General features: G+C 50.7%; 21 protein-coding genes and 1 tRNA gene. 7 read left to right on the top strand and 15 right to left on the bottom strand.

Translation table 11 applies throughout. The features are described 5' to 3' along the window. Positions 1-30: 30 nt before the first annotated feature. The 3 genes from CRN95_RS12135 to CRN95_RS12125 are packed head-to-tail and all read right to left on the bottom strand — an operon-like array spanning position 31 to position 2,083. On the bottom strand, positions 31-741 hold the full coding sequence (locus tag CRN95_RS12135; RefSeq protein ID WP_097021050.1) for a hypothetical protein: 711 nt from the start codon (positions 739-741) through the stop codon (positions 31-33). After that, positions 738-1,289, bottom strand: coding sequence for a hypothetical protein (locus CRN95_RS12130; protein ID WP_088631293.1), 552 nt, complete (start codon positions 1,287-1,289; stop codon positions 738-740). Before CRN95_RS12130 ends, CRN95_RS12135 begins: the two co-directional genes overlap by 4 nt. A gap of 8 nt (positions 1,290-1,297) precedes the next feature. After that, entirely contained in the window at positions 1,298-2,083 is a 786-nt protein-coding gene (locus tag CRN95_RS12125; RefSeq protein WP_235003028.1) for a hypothetical protein, read from the bottom strand. 34 nt (positions 2,084-2,117) lie between these two features. Between CRN95_RS12125 and CRN95_RS12120 the strand changes: the two genes are divergently transcribed. Beyond that, on the top strand, positions 2,118-3,512 hold the full coding sequence (locus CRN95_RS12120; RefSeq protein WP_235003027.1) for a toxin-antitoxin system YwqK family antitoxin: 1,395 nt from the start codon (positions 2,118-2,120) through the stop codon (positions 3,510-3,512). 174 nt (positions 3,513-3,686) lie between these two features. On the opposite strand, the gene CRN95_RS12115 is transcribed toward CRN95_RS12120, so the two are convergent. Beyond that, positions 3,687-4,148 (bottom strand): type II secretion system protein, encoded by a 462-nt coding sequence (locus tag CRN95_RS12115; RefSeq protein WP_088631296.1) that lies wholly within the window; start codon positions 4,146-4,148, stop codon positions 3,687-3,689. Positions 4,149-4,155: 7 nt separating this feature from the next. Continuing rightward, positions 4,156-4,710, bottom strand: a complete 555-nt coding sequence (locus CRN95_RS12110; RefSeq protein ID WP_088631297.1) for a prepilin-type N-terminal cleavage/methylation domain-containing protein — start codon at positions 4,708-4,710, stop codon at positions 4,156-4,158. A 234-nt stretch (positions 4,711-4,944) separates the two neighbouring features. On the opposite strand from CRN95_RS12110, the gene CRN95_RS12105 reads away from it, so the two are divergent. Continuing rightward, a tRNA-Leu gene (locus CRN95_RS12105) sits at positions 4,945-5,027 on the top strand. 38 nt (positions 5,028-5,065) lie between these two features. Then, positions 5,066-5,491: a hypothetical protein gene (locus tag CRN95_RS12100; protein ID WP_097021047.1), complete on the top strand. Its 426-nt coding sequence runs from the start codon at positions 5,066-5,068 to the stop codon at positions 5,489-5,491. Positions 5,492-5,647: 156 nt separating this feature from the next. Here CRN95_RS12100 and CRN95_RS12095 read toward each other — a convergent pair whose 3' ends face one another. From CRN95_RS12095 to CRN95_RS12075, 5 genes are read right to left on the bottom strand one after another with little or no spacing between them, the layout of a single operon-like run. Then, a complete protein-coding gene (locus tag CRN95_RS12095; RefSeq protein ID WP_097021046.1) occupies positions 5,648-6,166 on the bottom strand; it encodes a hypothetical protein in 519 nt (172 codons plus the stop codon). Positions 6,167-6,170: 4 nt separating this feature from the next. Then, positions 6,171-7,883 (bottom strand): single-stranded-DNA-specific exonuclease RecJ, encoded by a 1,713-nt coding sequence (recJ, locus tag CRN95_RS12090; protein ID WP_097021045.1) that lies wholly within the window; start codon positions 7,881-7,883, stop codon positions 6,171-6,173. Continuing rightward, positions 7,883-9,022, bottom strand: coding sequence for an AAA family ATPase (locus CRN95_RS12085; protein WP_235003026.1), 1,140 nt, complete (start codon positions 9,020-9,022; stop codon positions 7,883-7,885). Before CRN95_RS12085 ends, recJ begins: the two co-directional genes overlap by 1 nt. Beyond that, positions 9,004-10,317: a murein hydrolase activator EnvC gene (locus CRN95_RS12080; RefSeq protein WP_097021043.1), complete on the bottom strand. Its 1,314-nt coding sequence runs from the start codon at positions 10,315-10,317 to the stop codon at positions 9,004-9,006. Before CRN95_RS12080 ends, CRN95_RS12085 begins: the two co-directional genes overlap by 19 nt. After that, complete coding sequence (locus CRN95_RS12075) at positions 10,317-11,204, bottom strand: ABC transporter permease (protein WP_097021042.1); 888 nt, start codon at positions 11,202-11,204, stop codon at positions 10,317-10,319. Before CRN95_RS12075 ends, CRN95_RS12080 begins: the two co-directional genes overlap by 1 nt. A 45-nt stretch (positions 11,205-11,249) precedes the next feature. Here CRN95_RS12075 and CRN95_RS12070 point away from each other — a divergent pair, with 45 nt between their 5' ends. The 4 genes from CRN95_RS12070 to CRN95_RS12055 all read left to right on the top strand — a co-directional run bounded on the left by CRN95_RS12070 (position 11,250) and on the right by CRN95_RS12055 (position 14,956). Beyond that, positions 11,250-12,230, top strand: coding sequence for a YbbR-like domain-containing protein (locus tag CRN95_RS12070; protein ID WP_097021041.1), 981 nt, complete (start codon positions 11,250-11,252; stop codon positions 12,228-12,230). Then, complete coding sequence (gene tsaD, locus CRN95_RS12065) at positions 12,227-13,234, top strand: tRNA (adenosine(37)-N6)-threonylcarbamoyltransferase complex transferase subunit TsaD (RefSeq protein ID WP_085491520.1); 1,008 nt, start codon at positions 12,227-12,229, stop codon at positions 13,232-13,234. The genes CRN95_RS12070 and tsaD overlap by 4 nt, the downstream gene beginning before the upstream one ends. A 212-nt stretch (positions 13,235-13,446) precedes the next feature. Next, positions 13,447-13,845 (top strand): hypothetical protein, encoded by a 399-nt coding sequence (locus tag CRN95_RS12060; RefSeq protein ID WP_235003025.1) that lies wholly within the window; start codon positions 13,447-13,449, stop codon positions 13,843-13,845. Between the two features lie 193 nt (positions 13,846-14,038). Next, the gene (locus CRN95_RS12055; protein ID WP_097021040.1) at positions 14,039-14,956 is read left to right on the top strand and encodes a biotin--[acetyl-CoA-carboxylase] ligase; all 918 of its coding nucleotides are present in this window, start codon (positions 14,039-14,041) and stop codon (positions 14,954-14,956) included. Between the two features lie 7 nt (positions 14,957-14,963). On the opposite strand, the gene CRN95_RS12050 is transcribed toward CRN95_RS12055, so the two are convergent. The 5 genes from CRN95_RS12050 to CRN95_RS12030 all read right to left on the bottom strand — a co-directional run bounded on the left by CRN95_RS12050 (position 14,964) and on the right by CRN95_RS12030 (position 20,130). After that, positions 14,964-15,185 (bottom strand): hypothetical protein, encoded by a 222-nt coding sequence (locus tag CRN95_RS12050; RefSeq protein ID WP_097021039.1) that lies wholly within the window; start codon positions 15,183-15,185, stop codon positions 14,964-14,966. Beyond that, positions 15,172-16,062 (bottom strand): 4-hydroxybenzoate octaprenyltransferase, encoded by an 891-nt coding sequence (locus CRN95_RS12045; protein ID WP_097021038.1) that lies wholly within the window; start codon positions 16,060-16,062, stop codon positions 15,172-15,174. The genes CRN95_RS12050 and CRN95_RS12045 overlap by 14 nt, the downstream gene beginning before the upstream one ends. Positions 16,063-16,083: 21 nt before the next feature. After that, positions 16,084-16,740, bottom strand: coding sequence for a UbiX family flavin prenyltransferase (locus CRN95_RS12040; RefSeq protein ID WP_235003024.1), 657 nt, complete (start codon positions 16,738-16,740; stop codon positions 16,084-16,086). Then, positions 16,737-17,504 (bottom strand): ubiquinone/menaquinone biosynthesis methyltransferase, encoded by a 768-nt coding sequence (locus CRN95_RS12035; protein ID WP_097021037.1) that lies wholly within the window; start codon positions 17,502-17,504, stop codon positions 16,737-16,739. Before CRN95_RS12035 ends, CRN95_RS12040 begins: the two co-directional genes overlap by 4 nt. Positions 17,505-17,625: 121 nt before the next feature. Continuing rightward, positions 17,626-20,130, bottom strand: coding sequence for a CotH kinase family protein (locus tag CRN95_RS12030; RefSeq protein ID WP_097021069.1), 2,505 nt, complete (start codon positions 20,128-20,130; stop codon positions 17,626-17,628). Between the last annotated feature and the right edge of the window lie 155 nt (positions 20,131-20,285).

Raw genomic sequence — 20,285 nt, 5'->3', positions numbered from 1 at the left:
AGGTTCATAAATAAGGCTATTTGGCCCAAATTATTTGCGGATGGCGTCGCGGATCCATTCCATCCGCTTGCCCTTCCAGTAATCCCAATCGTGCTCGCCATCGGGGTCGAACCGGAGTTCGCAGTCCACCTGAACTGCCTTGCAAAATTCCGTAATCCACGGCACCGTCTGGTCAGACGGATAAAGCCTGTCCTTGCCCCCTTGCAAAAAACGGAAACGCCCCACCTGCATTTTCTTCGGCGCCGCAAGCTCCGACGAACCTCCCAAGAAGCCCCCGAACGAACTCATGAGCAAGCGGTCATCCACAGCACGGCGCCCTTCGAGCGAATAAACCAGGACACCCAGCGAGCCGTCCGAAACGCCCACCAACGAAACTCGTTCTACCGGCGCGCCACGCTTTGCAGCCACAGAATCAAGCGCCGCATCAACAGCGGCAATTGCAGTCGGCGTGACCCAATGGTTATCGCGACAAGCCGATACGCTCACCACAATTTTTTCAGGATATAGCTCCGCAAAGTCCGCCCCCGCCACAAGTCCTTTCGCGCAGTTACCACTACTCATGCCCCCGTGGAACCAGACGACAACCGGAGCTTTCTTTATTTTTTTAGGCCACCAGATTCCCGCAGGACTTTGGAAACTCGCCTTTGCACCGCGCACATCAATCACAAGAGAATCTGGAGCTGCAAAAGCAAGTGCGCTCGCAAACAGCAATACCCAAAGCCCCAAATTGCGATTCATCATTGCAAAACATCCGCCGGATTCTGTAACCTTACCTGCCGCGGCTTATGCACGAGCGCTACAAAAATCAAAATAATGCCCAAAATCAGCATAATGGCAACAACGCTCACGCCCATAAAGCACCAGTAAAACTGGTAATCCGCCGACAGGTCATCCCAGCTGAGCTCGCCATTTTTCGAAGCCATCGACTTCACGATAAACTTGTCGCCTACACGTGAGGCATAAATTTCAAGCGGGATTTCGCTCGCGTTCATCGCCGAGAAATCAAACCATTCGGCCATGTCGTCCAAAAGATCGTCATTGGCATAAAGCACGAACGTGCACTTTGTATCGCCGTTAATCTGGAAAAAAGTCTTATCGAAAAACGGCAAGTTCGAACCGCCGAACAAGCTCGGAATAGCGGCGTAGCTCACCTTGCCATAGAACAAGCTTTCTTCAACAAAGAAGCTTTTCGCCAGTGGATAAATGTACCACGAGACCCAACTAGCAAGGAATATCAGTAGCAGACCAAAATTGATAAAAGCAACTTTACGAACACGGAAAATAGACATTGCAATCCTTACTGTTTAGACTTGAATATAAAGAAAAACGTGGCAAGCAAAAGCACGAGCGACAAGAAATAGAACGCAAGCGGGACTTTCTCCGAAAGCGATATTTCCTTCAGATTTTCCATCTGGAAAAAGTGGAGCAGTTCGTCACTCACGCTGAGAGTCTTATCGTTATCGAACTGATTCCAGGCTTCGTACAGATCCACATTTTTTTGGAATAGCGATTCCACACGCTTGTTAATCGACTCCGGCAGCACAAGGTCATCCGGCACAACAGCATACCCTGCCCTCGCCGAATCCAGCTTGCGCATTAACGGAAGCCCAACATCTGAAGGGTTCATTTCCATCAAGCGGTAGACTTTTCCCAGCTCTGCATGCCATGCCATGCGTTCCGAAAGATAGCGCTGCAAGCAAGAGACCTTAGCCAAGACGCTAGACTTGAAAAGCGATACAGACGCAGCCGGAGGCGCCGAAAAGCCCGCCTGTTCGAGCTTTTGGATGCCCGCATCAAACGAAAGAGCCACTTCACGAAGCGCCATCATCTGAGAAAGCACTATTGCCGAATCGACTCCATTTCCGCTTCGGACGCGTTCCATCGAACGCATGAGGCTCGCATCGGCAAACTGGTAATCACAAAGCGACTTCACGTATTGGGAATAAACGGCGACTTGCGGTTTTTGCGAAACATAAAACAGAGCCGTCAAACAAATCGTAAGAACGACGACAAGCCAAATCCAGGGCGTCTGGATTTTCATGTGCAAAGTTTCTGCAATTGATTTTTTCGTCTGTCCGTTCACATCTAGAAATTACTTTTTTTCTACTTTACGAACAATGAGACTCCTTAATTTAATCGCCTTTTTTGCCATTTTATGCTATTTCGCCGGCTGTACAGTCGAGCGGGCAGAAGAACATATCCTCGCAAGGCACGCAAACGGCGTCAAAAAGACCTCCATCTGGGTCTACCCCGACGGAACCATCCTCAAGCGTAACGAATGGTACAACGACGGCATCAAGGAGCTAGAAATTCCCTACGAAGACAGCCTCCCGCATGGTGAATTCAAACGTTGGACAGGCTTTGGCGATGTCGCAATGATCGGATGCTACAACAAAGGGAAAAAAGACGGCAAGTGGACGGTCTACTACCAGAACAAGAAAGTTGAAGCGGTCCAGTATTACAAGGAAGACCACCCCGTAGGCGACTGGGAAGGCTATCACCACAATGGTTTAAAGGCTTTTGAAAAACATTACGACGACAAAGGCAACCCCACTGGAGTATGGAAAAAGTGGCACGACAACGGAATTCTCGCCGAAGAAAACAGCAACTGTCATGACATGACGAAAAACAGTTCTGAAGAATCCTCACCAATACCAGGGTACATCAAGCGTTACGGTCGAAACTGCAAAATTATAGAGCACTTTGAATGTTCCGACGACCATTTAGACGGAGTATATAAGAAATACTACGAATCATACGGCACCGTCGATTCTACTGCAGGAAATTGCGAAAAAGCTCAAATCAAGGAAGAAGGGCTCATCGACAACGAAATCGACTTCGGAGCACACACCACCTACAGGGCTGACGGTTCCCTCATCAAAAAAATCAAGTCGGATTATTTCAAGGGGCGTGAAAAAATACAGTGGTTCGACGAAAACAACAACGTTGTACGGGAAAGCAATTTTATTACGGAAGAAACAGACGGACCTGTAGAAAGCTCCGGCATTTCCTACGGAACTTGTGCCAACTCTTCCACGCTGTTCTGCGCCGAGACTTCGTTTGTCCGTTCTTCTTGGCCCAGCGGGACACTCGACACTTGCACCTTAAGCTACAAGGATGCGTTCAAACAAAGCATCGGCAAGTTTCCGGTATCGTTACGCTACATCAAGGCAGGACACGTTCTTTTGTACGAAGAATTCTGGGCGTACGACGATCCACCGACAAGCTATGGAGATCCAGCTCTTCGCATAAGCCGCAGTTTCTACCCAGACAGCATGGGTGGCAAAATGGCAAGCGAAGGTTTTTGGCAAAGATCTCCTGACGGCAAATCCAAACGCCATGGCATCTGGCGCAACTGGTATCCGAGCGGCATATTGAAGGACAGCCTCAACTACGTGAACGGCGAACGCGTCGGTGAACAGTTCAGTTACGACAGCACCGGCAAGCTCACAATACATAAAACAGAAGCCGGCAAGAACCGGCCCGTAATCATGCACATTTTAGGGAATTAACAGACAGAACAACGTCATTCCGAGTCCGTTAGGACGAGGAATCCAGTTATTTCTAGCGAATATTTTTACTGGATGGGGGCAAATGCCCCAACTTCTTGGCTCGGTTATGTCCATGCTAGCATGGACGCAACACTCACCTTCTGAGTTGTCTTCGACTTCGCTCAGGATGACATTTCATCTAATTACACTCGAGACTTCGATAGACTGCGTTGTGCCTTTGAAATTCCAGGAGACTTTGACCTTCACCTGTTTTGCGTAAACGTGGCGAATCGTCTCGTACTGCGAAGAATCCTTCGAAGTATAATTTTGCGTTGCCGCCACAGTCACCTGCGAAGAGTACGTCACCGTTGCGGAATCGCCAAGACCACGAGCCCACTTGCGGTCAATATCATGCACATCAAAAGTCGTATCCGAAAGAGACTTCGAGGGGATAGAGGCTATACCTACGGACTTGAGGGAATCCAAAACCTGCTGGGCCACTTCAATAGCCCCGTCACGGCCGCGGATGCGCAGCAATGCATCATGGTTTCCGCCCTGAAGATTCAATATAGCCATGTACATAAAACCGAGGACCGCAGCAGCGACCAGAATTTCAACAATACCAAAGCCTTTCTTATTCTTCAAAAGTTTCACCATAACAAACCTACAGCTTACTCCAATAAGCACCAGATCTCCACATCGGGACGATCATGTTATTGTTTTTTTTCTTGATGGCAACCGCATACGTTCCATGGCTTCCATACTGCATGCACACATACCCCTCGGCAGGTGCCGCCGAAAGCCCGATACGCGGAACAAACAAGGCTCCATTTTGGGCCCAATCACCACCACTAAAACCAGAAATTTCGCTCATGTCAATTCCGTCGCCACATTCAAACTTCGCCGGAGCTTCAAGTTCGTAAGTATCAAAAACTTCCGAGCCATCGCTACCAACACCGTCACATTGATTGGCCACATAAGCGCTGATTCGCTGATCGTTATCCTTCTTGACACAGATACGTTTGGACATTCGGTTCGCTTCATTCGCAACACGTTCCAAAAAAGCCGTCACATTCAGGGCATTGTCCTTCATTCGGCTATTGATCACAGCACCTCTTAGGCCCGCAACACCCATAGATGATAAAACGCCCATAATCGTAACGACAACAAGGACTTCTACCAGGGTATAACCGTTCTTTTTAGAACCGTGATTCAACATATCTAAATCTCCACACGACAAGACATCCAAGACACCACAATCGAACCAAAATTAATAATAAAAAGGGCCTTTTTTCGCTTTAGTCCAATTCATAATATACATTAACGCGACCGCAAAGTAAACATTTATAAACAGAAAATATGTTTTTGGTGAAAAAGGTGATAAAAACCATATTAAAATGAAGACTCGTGTAATTTTACCCACACAAATTGCTATATTACACGCGCACAACCTGCCCAGGTGGTGGAATGGTAGACACTGGGGACTTAAAATCCCTTGGGGGCAACTCCGTGCGGGTTCAAGTCCCGCCCCGGGCATTGTTTTTGTGCTTCACTTCGCAGAAGGGAGGTAGATCATGATTGAATTCTATCCAAACAGCATATATTATCCGCGCGAAGCGGTCGATGAAAAGCTTGCCAAGGGCGAGCTCGAAAAGACCAAAAAGTACTTGTTCGGCTGGACTGAACGCCACCGCGACGAAATTTGGGAATGTGCCCGCGAAGATGCCGAACAGCCTTCTGACGAAATCCTCCTCGACAACCTCCGTGCCCTCCTCCTCTGCAAGGGTTCTTTGCAGCCGGCCGCCGAAATGGGCGCAATGATCCGCGAAATCACGAAGGAAGTCTGGTACCAGAACGAAAACGGTCCTAAGGATCCGGACATAATCGCGGTGGACTGGCAGACGAAGTACCTGACCAAGTGGCGTGAAGCCCGCATGTTCGAAGCATTCGTCCTTATCGAAAAGAACGCTAAGCAGCTCGTCGAAATCCTGAGAGCGTAATCACTCGCTAAAAGCGCCAAAATGTGCAAAACATTTGCCAAGCTCCACCTAGTGGAGCTTTTCTTTTGCATTTGTTGTCATGCCGGCCTCAGTGCGGGCATCGCCTTTAATAGTGTATGGTGACCCCGGAACGGAGTCCGAGGTGGCAGTAAGGAGTTAAACCCCGCCGTGGAAGCGAATGGGGATCCAGATTTCGAGTTTGCCCTGCTTGCTCGGCGGAAGGCGCCAGAAGTATTCTACATGCTTCAGGAGCTTGACTTTGAACACTTCGTTATCGGAACTCGTAAACATGATTTGCGGATCCATAAAGCGCCCAAGGCTATCGAGCGTGAGGTGCAATCCGAGAAACACATCGTCATCGGACTTGATAAATCGGTTCCCTTTGCGGGTCACACGGATTTTCTTGAAATACTCCGAGGAGAGGTAATGCAAGCCAGCGGCGCGGCCTTCCAAAAACATCGCAAGCTTGTTCAAGTCACGACCTGCGGTATTTTCAATCACGTAGATTTCATCAATCGAGGGCATTTCCACGCGGCCGGTAAACGCCTCTTCGGCGACATCCTCTTCTTCTTCAGCATCCACAATAGGTTCGTACTGCGGGATGCTGTAGACAAAGTACAGCACAGCCACAAAGACGAGAGCAAAGGCAAGTAATGGAGCGTTCCGTTTCAGCATAGCACTACTCGATGGACTTGATGCAAAGCTGCACCGTCTTGGTGTTGTTATAGTAATTCCAAATCGGCTCGAACACGACCGTCACCGGGCGGGAGCGTCCGAGCAGAGCCTTGCTCTTGCGCAGTCCAAAGGCAATAGCCGGGAAAACGGCACTTCCCGCCTGCGAAATTTCCATTTGCAAATGCCCGCCGCGAAGTTCGCGCACGCGATGCACGGTAACGCCTTCGGCGCGGAATGCGGGGTACGGGAAGTTTCCGCCAAACGGTTCCAGCAAGTCGATGAACTCCAGAATGGAGCGTTCACGAATCGGATAGCGCCCCGTCGGGACTCGCGTCTCTACGGTCAGTTCACGGAGTGCAATTTTGATGTCGTACGGGTACGATTCTTCGGTATTGATAACTTCACCCGTGTAGCCTTGATCTGCCGCAGACTGTAACAGGCGCCCACGCAACTCTTCAATTTTACCGGCTTCAAGCGAAAAGCCCGCCGCATTCGCGTGACCGCCCCAGCGGTCAAAAAGTTCACGGCTATCAAAAAGCGCCTTGTGCCAGTTGAATCCAGGAACTGCACGGGCACTCGCATGTGCCATGCCGTTGATAATCGACAGCACGGCCGAAGGTCTGTGGAATTCCTGGGCAAGCTTTGCCGCGACAATGCCAATCACGCCCACGTGCCAGTTTTCGCCGGCAACTACAATGACAGTCGGGATGGTGTCGCCGTAAAGCGCTTGAACTTGCTCCATCGCCATCTTGGTGATTTCTGCTTCTTTGTCCTTGCGGCGCTTATTCCATTCTTTCAGTTCTTCAAGAAGCTTGCCCGCTTCACCTTTGTTTTCGCACAAAAGAAGTTTAAGGGCCGGGTCCGGGCGTTCCATGCGGCCAGGAGCGTTGAGGAGCGGCGCAAGCTTGTACATCACGTCGATGCCGCCCACACAGCTATGGGGCTTCATGAGGGAAGAGTACATTTCTTGTACGCCAGGCCAACGGCTGCTCTTAAGGCTTTCGAGCCCGGTACGCGTAAAATAGCGGTTTTCAGGCGTCATCTGCACCAAGTCCGCAAGCGTCCCGAGGGCAACCAAGTCCAGATATTCCACCGGGGCATTAATGCCAAGTCGGCTAAACAAGGCGCAAATAAACTTGTACGAAACACCAACGCCACAAAGTTCCGGATTCGGATAATTGTCGCCTTCCTGGTGCGGGTCCAAAAGCACATCGCTCACCGGGAGCCCATCGCCCGACGGCTGATGATGGTCCATGACCATGACCGCCATGCCGAGTTCCTTGGCATGCGCAATTTCCACGTTCGCGGTAATGCCCGTATCCACGGTAATCAAGTTGCGCGCCCCCGCCTCATACATTTCATCGACGGCAGAAACCGAGAGGCCATAGCCATCGCCAAAGCGGTTCGGGAGTCGCCATTCAGATTCGATACCCACGGTCTTTAGGCAACGGGTCAAAAGCGTCACGGACGTCATGCCGTCCAAGTCGTAGTCGCCAAAAATGAACACGCGCTCGCCACGTTCGCGAACCGCGAGTATCCATTCCACAGCCTTGTCCATCCCCATCATGAGGAAGGGGTCATGCACGTCGCTCTCGTTAGAGCACAGCATGTGGTACGCATCAGAAACGGTCTTGATGCCGCGCGAGACCAAGAACCTCGCGACCGCATGCGGAATCTTTAGCGTAGAGGACAAAGTTGAGGCGACAAGATCTTCCATTACTTGTAGCCTTCAAAAAGTTTTAGCGAGAGGTTCTGGAGGCAGGTCACTGCCGCCATTCGCCTGGAGGCGATTCTCGACATAGTTTCTTGCACACTCACGAGAGCAGCTTCGAGGGCAGTCGCCCCCACTTGCGGGTAGCGTTCGAGATTCACGCTGCCCGTTGCTTCCGGGATGCGGAGCGGAGCGCCCGATTCACGGCGCAACAAGTCCGTGATTAAAAACGAGAGCACTTCCAAAAAGCGGTTCACGATAGCCGGGTCTTCAAGTCCGGAATCTTCGAGCTTAAAGAACAGGTCCGTGTAGTCCTGCGAAAGCGACTTCTCGATAAAATCGACCGCGAGAGGGCACCAGTTCTTGGCATGTTCGGCGTAGTAAAGCGCCATGCCAGGGGAACCCACAGCAAGCCCAATCACATCGTCGGTCAGAGTCGATTCGTCAAATTCTTCACCGCCAACGCGGATGGCCTCCTGACGCACTTCCTCATCCGTGAGGGGTGGCAGGTGGAGCGCAAGGCAGCGCGAACGGATCGTCTGCAAGAGCTTTTCGCGAGACGAAGTCGTCAAAATGAAGTACGTGTTCGGCGGGACTTCTTCGAGAGTCTTGAGGAACGCGTTTGCCGCAGAATCGTTCATGCGGTCGGCCTCGGCGATAATCACCACACGCACACGATCGCCCTTCATCGCAAAGGAGGCGGTCATCGTACGGATGAGTTCCACCGAAATCACGGCGCCCGCGCTGAAAATATCCACGCGGTACGGGTTCTTCGTGATTTCTTCGATGTAGGCCTGTTTAAAATCCTGGATGGTCTTTGCAGAGCTCCCGGCAGAGACGTCGGCCGCATTGCGGGCGCTTGCCTCTTTCGCTTCCATCGGCACGACCCAGTTGTCGGTCACGCCGGTATCGGTTGCCATTTTGCAGCCGAAGCAATTACCGCACGGGCGAACGCTCGGGTTTGTACACTGGAGCGCCTGGGCAATTTCCATCGCGAGCGCTTTTTTGCCAATGCCCACAGGACCGTCGATAAGAATCGACTGCGGGAAGCGGTTCTCACGCAACGCCGCCATAAGACGAATACGGATTCGTTCCTGGGAGGCGGGGCCATTTAAGCGATATTCTATCATCTCTGTTTCAACCATTGCAACGGGTCCACGGTCTGTGTCCCTTCGCTTACTTGGAAATACAATTTAATACCATTTAACGAAGCAATATCGCCCACTTCTCCAATTTCTTCGCATTTCTTGACACTTTTGCCCTCTTGGACGTGGATTGCCTTCATGTGACCGTACACCGTGTACGTTCCATCTTCGTGTTCGATGATCACGGAGGGGCCGCGACCGTCAATTTCGGCGACCATAGCCACAGTTCCGGCTGCAGCGGCACGGATGTGGCCACCGCGCTTTCCGCGGATTTCCACCCCGAGGTTACGCGTCATGATGTGGAGCACCGGGTGTTCCTGTAGGCCGTATTCGCTAATAATCGGGCCGTCGAGCGGCATGCACTTCGGGCCTTTGAAATGCGGTACCGGAGTCTGCTTTTGGGCGATTTCGGCCTCACGCTTCTTTTCTGATTCGCGCTTCTTGTCGGCGGCCTGGCGCTTTTTCTCGGCTTCGCGTTCCTTCTTCTTGAGAGCGGCGAGGCGGGCTGCCTCGGCGCGCTTCGCTTCTTCGATTTCTCGCTTGCGGCGCTGCTCAAGTTTCTTGAGGAGCGCAAGCATGGTCTTCTGGTTGCGTTCGAATTCCTTGAGCGCCATGCGCTGCACGGCCTTGTCGTGCTTGAGGGAATTCAGCATGCGGGCCTGACCGTTCATCTGCGCGACAAGGCCGCGTTCTTCGACCGCCTTGCGGGAGCGGAGTCTCGAAAGCTCGGCCAAGTGCTTCTCTTGCGTCTGCTGTTTCTGCGTGCGTTCGGCAATGAGCTGGCGGAGCGTTTCAACGTCTTCGCGGTCGCGGTTCAGCAAGTGGTGCACCCAATAAACTTCGCGTTCCGGGTTCCCGTTCTTGGTCAAAAGTTCAAAGAGAATTTCGGCATCGTTACTGCGACCGTGTACATACAAATTACGGATACGCTTTCTCATGGCGCGCTTACGGGCCTTGATTTTTGAATCAAGAGAATCGATATCCATCACCAATTGCTTGACCGCCCCCTGCAACATATCCTCATTGCGGGTCAGTTCCGAAAGGTAAGACCTGGTGCGGTTCAAGTTCTGGTCCAAAAGCGAAATCGTGTTCAAGACGCCCTTTTCTTCGGTTTCAAGGACGGCCAGTTCCTCGCGCTTTTTCGCAAGATCGACCTCAAGCTTTTTGAGGGCGTTCTTTTGTTCATCGATCTGCGCGTCGGTCTTTTTCGGGGCCGCATAAGACGAAACGGCTGAGCCCGCCACCACGGCAAAGATGAAAAACAAAAGCGGAATGAACCGGCAAACAAGACGCATTATTCCTGCTCACCCTTCTTTTCGAACAAGAAACTGCGCACCGTGCGGAAACTAAAGTAGCCCGCGAGCATCGTTTCCAAGAGCACCGTAAATAGCGCTACAATTCCAAAGTAATCAACGCCACTAGCCACAATCGGGAACACCTGCACGAGCGAACGGATGACAAGCCCAAGCAACAAGATGGCAACGCCACTCCCTAAAAACCCTTGCATGGCCCCTTCGAGCACAAACGGAAATTCAATGAACAGATAACTGCCACCCGCGTACTTCATGTTCTCAACCAGGAGTTTGCGGGACATAAGCGAAAGTCTTACCGAATTGCAAATGATAAGCGAGAGCGTAATGAGCAAAAGGATACTGATGCAAATCGGCCAGAAAATCATTTTGAACTTCCACGACGCAATTCGCGAAGCCCACTTCAACGGAGCCTGCACCTCTTCAAAGTAAGCTTCTTCGGCAATCGTATTGCGCACTTCGGAAAGGTCTGCCGGGTTGCGCGCCTCTTCGCTCAAGGACACTCGGAAAAATGCGGGGATCGGGTTCCCTTCGACAAGTGTGAGCATGTCCGGCGAGAAATGGTTGCTAAAATCAGCAAGCGCCGAATCCGCACTCACAAACGAGACGGACTCCACATGGCGCGTATGCTCAAGCCGCGTCTGGATAACCGCAACGGAATCCTCGGGAACATCCTCTTTCAAGAACGCCTCAATCACATACAGCGATTTTTCGGCCGAGAGGAGCTTGAACGAGACGCCGAGCGCCGTAAAAGAGGCCGAGAGCAAAAGCGAGCACAGGAAAATCGTGAGCAAAGACGGAAGAATCACCGTGCGGTGCTGCTTCCATCCTCTAAAAGATTCCGATATTAAGTAACCTAATTGTCCGAACACGCCTCGAATATAATTAAATTTATAGCAGTTCTTTAAGGGGCTTTTATGGGAAACATCATATTAAAGATTACCGCCTTGGTATGCGCGATGGCCCTCTGGTTCTATGTCATCTCGCTCAAGGACTTCCAACTGACGATGGAAGTGCCGCTTACGTTCGTGAAGTTGCCCGAAGCGCTCGCGATTGCATCAAAGCCGCCTAGCACTGTCTCGGTAACCGTCGAAGGCAAGCCCCTGGACCTTATCCGCCTGCAGTCGCAAAAGCAGGCAGCAATGGTCGTCGACATGCACCTCGCCGAACTCGGCTCCAAGCGCATCCACCTCGACTCGAAGAACTTTGTAGCCCCGAACTTTTCTTCGGTGCACTATGTGGAACCGGACAACCAGTACCTCTTTATCGATGTGGCGGTCGATACGCGCATTGAACGCAGCATCCCCATCAAGAGCAACGTAACGTTTGGCGCGGCCCCAGGCTATGTGCTTGTGCAACTGCCCAAGCTCCTCCAAGAAGACTTGAAAGTTTCAGGCGCCCGTAACGCCCTCACGCGAATCATCGACATTCCGACGGACTCCGTGTTTTTCGACAGCATCAAGGCAAGCCAGACACTCTCGGTCCCTCTAGAAACCGATCTACTACCGCCATTTGTAACGCCTAGCGATTCTGTGGCAAAAGTATTTGTCGATGTCCAGAAAATCAAGTCGAAAGAATTTAAGAACATCCCCATTCAGCTGATTGGTTTTTATGACCGAGCTTTGAATACGCTCTCACCGCAACAGGCAACCGTCGAAGTCACCGGCGGCGACAAAGTCATCGAAGCCATCAAGCACAACGATATTGAACTTTTTATTGAATACAACCGATTCGCCATTGAAGATGCAGACAGCCTTGCCCCGACAGTCAAGTTGAACCTGCCGCCCGATATCGACCGCAGCATGTCCATCAAGGCCGTCCTTGTCAAACCCGACAAGATTAAGCTCATCAAGACCCATACCGAAGGCGAAGACAAAGACGAGGAATACGGAATATGATTTGGCTTGGAATCGAATCCAGCTGCGACGAAACGGCATGCGCCGTTTTACAGGACGAGCCCTTAAAAGTTCTTTCGAACCCGCTTTACAGCCAAATTGACGAACACGCGCTTTACGGAGGCGTTGTTCCAGAAATCGCCGCCCGTGCGCACTTGCAAAAGATTGCCCCCATTGCCGAAGCCGCCGTCAAGGAAGCCGGCATCGAACTCAAGGATATCGACGCGATTGCCTATACCACAGGCCCAGGCCTTATGGGTCCGCTCCTCGTTGGCGCTAGTTTTGCCAAAGGACTCGCCCGCGACTTAAACATTCCGGCCTACGGCATGAACCACCTCGAAGGGCACCTCGCCGCCGCATGGCTCTCTAACCCGGACATCGAACCACCGTTCTTGACGCTCACCGTCTCAGGCGGGCACACGGAACTCGTGATGGAAGAACCGGGATTCAAGTACACAAGCATCGGTCGCACCCGCGATGACGCCGCCGGCGAAGCATTCGACAAGTGCGGCAAGCTCATCGGTCTCAAGTACCCCGCAGGCGCAACCATCAGCCGCCTCGGTAAAGACCACAACCGCAAATTTGTGGAATTTCCGCGCGCGCTCCACACGCACGACAGCTGCGAATTCTCGTTCAGCGGCTTAAAGACCGCCGTGCTCCGTTACACCGAAACGCACGACCCAGAATTTATCCAGCAGAACCTCGGCGACATCTGCGCCTCGCTCGAAGATGCCATTGTCGATAGCCTTGTCACAAAGACCATCAACGCCCTCAAGAAAACGAAGATGAAGACGCTCGTGATGGGCGGTGGCGTGAGTGCAAACAGCTGGTTGCGCACCCGCTTGCAGGACTACTGCGACAAGAAGGGCATCCGCTTCTGCGTGCCGGACCGTAGCCTGAGTACAGACAACGGAGCGATGATTGCCGCAGCAGCCATCCGCCGCAAATTGCAGGGCAAGCTCGAATCCATCGACGTCGTGAAACCGTGGATGCCGCTCGCTCTTTAGACGAGAGAACGCCACTACGTAGCTACAGACGAACGGCGAGAGCCCCGCGCATATAATACACTCCGCAAGACGGAAGTGTTGCATATACGGTTCCGGCGCATTTTAGCGACTTTTTAACCGTGTTTTCAGCAGCGCTTTTCGAAACGACTTTGTTCTTTTTGCATTTTTCATTGTATATTGTAAATATGATTTTGTCGTTCAAACATAAGGTAATGTTATTCTTTTGTGCAACAGCATTTTGCTCAGCACAGGATTTAAACACACCTGTTAGTGACGTTGATGTTTTCCGCCCCGAAAAGCGCGAAACCAAAGTCCAGATGGTGGACTCTTCGCAAAGCAATTCCGTACAATTGAACGTTGATATTTTTGCAGACGGTTTTGTCGGTTCGTATTACATTCTTTGGGACAACGTCGACTTGTCCGAAGATATCAAAAAGACGATACAGAGCCGCAATTTCGCCAAAGACGAATTCTTCATGCAGAACATCGACCGTGAGCAGTTCGAACAGGAACGCATGCTCCAGCTCTTTGAAGACAAGAAGCGCGAGTTCTTCAACATCTTCCCCGAAGAAGCCCTCAAAGAACTACAAGAAAAGCAAGCTGACGAATAGAGCGGCTTAGCCGCAGTTATGAATTCGGAATTAGGAGTTCTGAATTAAGACTGCTGCAAAAACCGAAAGTCGCCACCCATGTCATGCCCGCCTCCGAGCGGGCATCTCTGTTCCTGTCATGCCCGCCTCCGAGCGGGCATCTCCTTTTACTAGATTTTCTAATAACTAATGACCATCGACTAACGGCTAGCAAATGTTTTCTCAAGAACGCAATTTCACAGACTGGCAGCTTACGGGTTTTAACGGGGCACCAGCTTATCTTTTCGAGACTATCGGCAGCACGCACAAGCTCATGAAATCCATGGCGGCCTCTGGTGAAATTGCACCAGGCACGCTCTTTGTCGCAGACTCTCAAAGCGATGGGCATGGCCGTCACGAACGCACGTGGGACTCCCCTGCCGGCAAGAATCTCTATTTCAACATTCTGATTCCGCTCGAAGGAATACCCGCAAGTAATTTTGCACAAATTACACAAGTAGCCGCACTCACATTTGCAGAAACATTCAACAATGTTCAAGAAGACGTTGCTATTGCAAACCGGGACTGCGCTGAATCGGTAAACGCTAACTCGCCAAAAATCACGGTCAAATGGCCCAACGACATTCTCTACGGCAAAAGCAAGTTCTGCGGGATTCTCGCGGAAATAGTCTTCGTCAAGAGGGAGGTCCCCGCTTCCGCGGGAATGATAATGCAACAAGATGCGCCGCGTCCGGCTCTTTCAATGGGTGTCGGAATAAACGTCAATAGCGATTCTGCCGATTATGCGCACCTGAATCGCGCCGTCACCACGCTCAAAGAAATCTTCGGGCATCCAGTCAATCGCGAAAAGCTTTTGCAGGCGCTTATCGGGAATCTCGAACGCGCCATCGGACAGTTCAAAGCCTTCGGCATTCGCCCATGGGTCGAAGCTTGGAAGCGCATGGACCAGTTCATCGGCGCCCGCGGCACCATCATCGTAAACCATCACTGCACCGACCAAAACCGGGATTCCGGCGAAGGATCCATCAAAAAAACAGGCCGCATCATCGACATGAAAGATGATGGCAGCCTGCTCTTTGAATGTGACGACGGGAGCGTCGAAACCGTTATCTCAGCGGATTTGGAAATTTAAGAGAGTTTTATCTCTTAAAATACATCGCACCAATAAGCGAAACAGCGAGCATCACAATCATCGCTGTTAGGCCAATGTCGGCAAGGTCGCGGCGTTCGCCAGCAGCACCCGTTTCAATCAGCAAAATGCAGACAAGCGCTAAAACGGCGGCAACGCCTCCCATCAAATGAAACATCTTCACTTTTTCTTCATTCGTGAGCTTTCCGTTCGGGCGATTAATAAAGGGCATTGACGTCACCTCCTATGCAAATCCAGACGATAAGACCAATCATCACAAGCGCGCTGATGGCCACGTTCGCAAGGAAAAAGTCGCGGTTCATCGCATCCAGGTCATTTGACTTTCTGAACAAGTGAATATAGACAATCGCGACTGTCATAAGTCCCGTAATCGTCCACCAAATCCAGCCCATGTTCCAGAAAAATCCGAACACGACACAAAGTACGAGCATTGCCAAATGGCTCGCCAGCGCAATGCGCAAGGACTTTTCAAGGCCAAAGCGAGCGGGCACGGAATGCAAGCCCTGCTTGCGGTCGATTTCAATATCCTGCGTCGCGTAGATAATGTCAAAGCCCCCCATCCAAAGCATCAGAATAAACAGGAGGAATATCGGGAACACGGCAAATTCACCGCGAACGGCAATCCAGGCGCCAAGCGGACTCATGCCAATCGCAAAGCCAAGGAACCAGTGGCAAAGCCAGCTAAAACGCTTCCAGTACGAATACGAAAGCAGCAATAGCCACACCGGGAACGCAAGCGCGCCAGCAAGCGGCTGGAGCATCCATGCAAACACAACAAACAAGATTCCATTCAACGCCAAGAACGCCATCACCGATTTTCGGCTCAGTCGCCCTGCCGGCAAATGGCGCTTTGCCGTCCGCGGATTCTCCGCATCGAACTTGGCGTCTGCAATGCGGTTAAAGCTCATGGCACTGTTACGGGCGGTCACCATGCAAAGCACAATAAGCACGATAATGCGGGCAGTTTCAAAAGCGCTCATGTCGCGGAAACCGTTTGCCGCGACCCACATGGAACCAATCGCAAAAGGCATCGCAAACAGCGAATGGCTCAAACGGACAAGATGTGTAAATTCAAGGATTTTATTCATGGTTTAGCTGTTAGTCAATAGTTATTGGTCATTGGTTGTCGTTCCCGCCTCCGTGGATTTGTCATTCCCGCTTGAGCTTGCCCCGGACTTGTTCCGGGGAGCGGGAATCTCCCTTTCATCGCCATTCCACACTTTAGCAACACTTGCAACAAGCGATTGTTCCACGCCCAAGTGCTTTAGGATTTTCGCGACGACGGAATCCACAAGTTCTTCAATGGTTTGAGGCTTGCTGTAGAACTGCGGCGACGCCGAAATCACGACCGCGCCCGCCAAAGTCACTCGCTTCATATTCTCGATGTGGATCAAGTTGTACGGCATCTCGCGCGGCACAATCACAAGTGGCCTGCGTTCCTTGAGGCAAACATCCGCCGCGCGCACAAGCAAGTTGTCCGAAGTCCCAGCCGCAATGCGCCCGAGCGTTCCCATGGAGCACGGCACCACAGCCATGCCTGCAATATCGCTAGAACCGCTCGCGCATTCCGCAAAAAAATCATCCACGTTGCGCACGTCTTTGCAATAGTCGAAAAGCGCACTTTGGCCTTCGTATTCGAGAACCTGTTTGCCCGGGTGCGTTACGATGAGCGTAACCTCATGGCCAAAACGCTGCAAGTACATCGCCGTACGGGTCGCATAAATGCTGCCGCTAGCGCCCGTCACTCCAAGCACAAAGTGGCTCATGCTTTACCCGGCTTGTGCAAGAACACGCCAAACGAAATTCCGCCATCAAACATCTTGACTTGCTTGACTTCAAAGCCGCATTCTTCGGCCATTTTGCAGAACTGATCGACCGGCAAAAAGCGAATAATCGAGTTCACCAGATATTCATAGGCGTCGCGCTTGCCGCTAAAGAAGGCGCCCATCACCGGGATGAACAGCGGCGCAAGCACTTTATAGAAGAACTTGTTGAACAAATTCCTTGGCGAGAAAAATTCCAAAACGCAAAGGTAACCGCCTTCATCGAGCACACGATACGATTCCAGCAAGGCGCCACGGGCGTCAGGCACGTTACGCATGCCAAAGCCGTTCAGAATCACGTCAAACTGGCGTTCTGCAAAAGGCATTTTCATGGCATCGAGTTGCACCGCATGCGCATCGATTTTCTTCGGCTTGACTTCGGCAAGCATCCCGTACGAAAAATCACCGATTACAGCAGGGTCCACGACAAAATCGCGCGCACACACGCAACCAGATTCGAAAATTTTGCGGAACGTGTTGGCAAAATCGCCCGTACCCCCGCACAAATCGAGCAAGCGAACTTTATTCAAATCGCGCGGCATCTCGTCAATCGACTTTTCCGCGAGCATGCCCGCAGCCATCATCTTTTTCAGACGCTTGCAGCAATACCTGCGCCACAGCACATCCTGATAACAACTCAGAAAGTGATTCAGAAAATCGTAACGGCTCGCAATGCCATCGAACATCTTACGCACGGGACTTTTCATATAGCAAAATGTAGAAATAAAAAGCGACCTGGATCTATATCCAGGCCGCGAATTTCACCATAAGCGGCGGCGCATCTCGATAAAAAGCTTCTCGATAAAGCGCCTCTCACGCCGGTTTCAATTACTGGAACTTAGCGGTAAAGGAAGCTCCTTCCGTCGGTTCAACCAAGCGAGGATTGTCAGTGACGCCATCACTCCAGCCAGTAAACACAGAACCAGCATCAGGGACAGCCGTCAAGAGAATCGGGTTACCCACAAAGAACTTGCCCTTGTAACTCGTAGCACCATTCGGGAGTGCAGCTCCTTCCATAAGCACCGTGCCCTTGCCAGATGCAGCGATAGTCACAGAAGCCGTACCGCTCAAACCGAATTCTTCTTCGTATTCACGAATAACCTTAGGATCGCGTTTTTCAGCCCATTCCTTCATGCAAGAACCAGTCTTGTCAAATCCATGACCGCAAGAGTTTTCATACCATTTCTGGTCCTGCTTGAACTTAGCAAGGTCGCGCGTCATTTCGTCAGCATCGATTGTCGCCGTCATAGCGTTGACGATCTTAGTCACGTTAGCAAAGTTCGTATAGCTATTGAACATCACAGCAGAACGGTTAATGAACATGCGCTTGAATTCCGGATTCTTGATGAGCTGGATATAGAGATTTGCAAAGCAGCCTTCTACCTTGCACGGCTTGTTTCCACCACCCTTCTTGATCCATTCAAACATATTAGTTTCCTGGGTGAATTCCTTATTGTTCACGCCCCAAGTCCAGTCAAAGCCGTGGTCAAGGTCATAAACCATGAACTTCCACGGATGTTCCGGAGCAGACCAGGCACGCACATTGTTATTCGGCCAGTCACCATTGTGGATATAAATTTCAGCAGCCATGTAGTCCGCCAAGTTGCCCACATCGAGCATCGTCTTCACCGTTGCGTAATTTGCATTATTTTCGCCGGAGAAATCGTTCTTGGCAACAAAGCTAAGCATTGCCAAGTAAGCATCCGTCGTACCGTTGCTGGCTTCAACTTCCTGGCCCAAGTGCTTGATAAAGTTCACGGAGCTCGATTCAATCTTGTAGTTCGTTTCTACATAATGCTTGTTGAAACGTTCGCGCATGTCGTGAATACCATAATACTTGCCATTATAGAACACCACGACCTGACGGCTTCTCTGATAGTCTACGCTAGTACCTTCGAGGAGAGCGCCGCCCATAGCATCTTCAATGTAGTCACTGACAAAACGGTTACCGTTATTACGGAGGTTAAATGCCCTATACTTGTCATTCACGCCCTTGCGGGTTTCAAACAACGGATAATTGACACTACCGTCTTCGTAACCTTCACGAAGGTGGATAGAAACAGACTTCTTATCATTCAAGCGGCTATATCCACCCATCAACGAGATGCCTGCATCCATTTCCCAGGTAGCGCCATCCTTTGTAGAAGAACCCTTTTCAAAATATTCCACATGAATCGGAAGTTCTACATCAGCATAAAGGCCAGCACTGTCCTTGCAACCCTTCGGAGCGTCGCAGCTCGTCTTGATGTAATGTTCACGGAAGAAGCTGGAATCCACGCTAATGGCGACAACAGGCATCTTTACGACATCTTCGTCCACAAAGAACGTGCGAGTCGTAACCTTGTTCGAAAGAGCACTCTTCTTGAACGTTGCGCAACGGAAAGCCATGCTATGGTCAATCGTCTTCGGGGAATTGAATTCCGGAGAATTTTCAGTCGGCACAGAACCATCTGTCGTGCAGCGGAGTTTCACGCCATCTTCAAGAGCCGGCGGATTCAGAGTAAAAGCATCGTTATAGAAACCGGCCTTGAGTCCGCTCATATCCGCAGCAGGAACGATTTCATCATAAGCCTTGGATTCTGTATTCGGCTTTTCCGGAGTCGGCTTATCAAAGAACTTCCAATAGCCACCATCGACGATACCCCAGCTGAGGCCACCCAACAATTGCGGATAAGCAACCGAGTCGCGGATTCCATTGTATCTGTCGATCAAGTAAATCGTACCGCCGTCTTTATCCAGCTTCCAGTTCGTGTGCGGACGCGTATGGCGATCGCCGATATCGGCACTTTCCACAGCGGAAATATCTTTCCTGTCGCAGAAGACAACTCTAAAAGACTTCGCCTTAATAATATTGCTACCAAAAACCCACTTGCGCAAGTTCTTCACATTTTCAACAAGTGTGTAGCCCTCTAGGTCAATATCTTTATCACTAGAGTTGTAAATTTCCACCCAGGACGGATCATCGCCATTTTCGTCCAGCCAGTCCATGTTCAACGGAGCAATTTCCGTTATACGCAATGCAGACTGTCCGACCCAACGAAGAGTTGTGTCATCAGGAAGATAAACAACAATAGTTTCAGTAATAGTATCTGTGCCAATAACCCTTATAATGGTATCTGTATGTGGATTCAGTGGTATTACGCTCGTATCATTGCCGTTAATGATCGTATCATTGCATGTACCCGGCACTTGGCACTGCTGCCCAGGTATATTAGAACTCGGAGCATTAAATGCAGCATCGGCATTTTCTTCGGCACAGCCAATAACAAAAGCTGTACCAAAAATTGCAGTCAGAGAAAGAATCTCTTTTATCCATTTTTTTGAGCGAATCACGGCGACCACCTAAAATAAAAAACACACTACCCCATAGATTTTACTATGGGACACCTAATTTTCCATCCAACAACACTAAATTTAGTAGTTTTTTTAAAAAAATAACAGTAATATTCTCTTTACCCTTGACAAGCGGAAAATAAATATCTATAATT

The sequence above is a fragment of the Fibrobacter sp. UWB16 genome (genome assembly GCF_900215325.1).
In the GTDB taxonomy this organism is placed as follows: Bacteria; Fibrobacterota; Fibrobacteria; order Fibrobacterales; family Fibrobacteraceae; genus Fibrobacter.
This window is presented reverse-complemented; position numbering and strand designations above follow the sequence as displayed.

Coding starts and splice junctions, on each gene's coding strand:
- CRN95_RS12115 (WP_088631296.1), bottom strand. CDS start 4,148: ATGGTGAAACTTTTGAAGAATAAGAAAGGCTTTGGTATTGTTGAAATT.
- CRN95_RS12120 (WP_235003027.1), top strand. CDS start 2,118: ATGAGACTCCTTAATTTAATCGCCTTTTTTGCCATTTTATGCTATTTC.
- CRN95_RS12045 (WP_097021038.1), bottom strand. CDS start 16,062: ATGAATAAAATCCTTGAATTTACACATCTTGTCCGTTTGAGCCATTCG.
- CRN95_RS12095 (WP_097021046.1), bottom strand. CDS start 6,166: ATGCTGAAACGGAACGCTCCATTACTTGCCTTTGCTCTCGTCTTTGTG.
- CRN95_RS12035 (WP_097021037.1), bottom strand. CDS start 17,504: ATGAAAAGTCCCGTGCGTAAGATGTTCGATGGCATTGCGAGCCGTTAC.
- tsaD (WP_085491520.1), top strand. CDS start 12,227: ATGATTTGGCTTGGAATCGAATCCAGCTGCGACGAAACGGCATGCGCC.
- CRN95_RS12100 (WP_097021047.1), top strand. CDS start 5,066: ATGATTGAATTCTATCCAAACAGCATATATTATCCGCGCGAAGCGGTC.
- recJ (WP_097021045.1), bottom strand. CDS start 7,883: ATGGAAGATCTTGTCGCCTCAACTTTGTCCTCTACGCTAAAGATTCCG.
- CRN95_RS12130 (WP_088631293.1), bottom strand. CDS start 1,289: ATGTCTATTTTCCGTGTTCGTAAAGTTGCTTTTATCAATTTTGGTCTG.
- CRN95_RS12055 (WP_097021040.1), top strand. CDS start 14,039: ATGTTTTCTCAAGAACGCAATTTCACAGACTGGCAGCTTACGGGTTTT.
- CRN95_RS12080 (WP_097021043.1), bottom strand. CDS start 10,317: ATGCGTCTTGTTTGCCGGTTCATTCCGCTTTTGTTTTTCATCTTTGCC.
- CRN95_RS12135 (WP_097021050.1), bottom strand. CDS start 741: ATGATGAATCGCAATTTGGGGCTTTGGGTATTGCTGTTTGCGAGCGCA.
- CRN95_RS12070 (WP_097021041.1), top strand. CDS start 11,250: ATGGGAAACATCATATTAAAGATTACCGCCTTGGTATGCGCGATGGCC.
- CRN95_RS12110 (WP_088631297.1), bottom strand. CDS start 4,710: ATGTTGAATCACGGTTCTAAAAAGAACGGTTATACCCTGGTAGAAGTC.
- CRN95_RS12060 (WP_235003025.1), top strand. CDS start 13,447: ATGTTATTCTTTTGTGCAACAGCATTTTGCTCAGCACAGGATTTAAAC.
- CRN95_RS12050 (WP_097021039.1), bottom strand. CDS start 15,185: ATGCCCTTTATTAATCGCCCGAACGGAAAGCTCACGAATGAAGAAAAA.
- CRN95_RS12040 (WP_235003024.1), bottom strand. CDS start 16,740: ATGAGCCACTTTGTGCTTGGAGTGACGGGCGCTAGCGGCAGCATTTAT.
- CRN95_RS12085 (WP_235003026.1), bottom strand. CDS start 9,022: ATGGTTGAAACAGAGATGATAGAATATCGCTTAAATGGCCCCGCCTCC.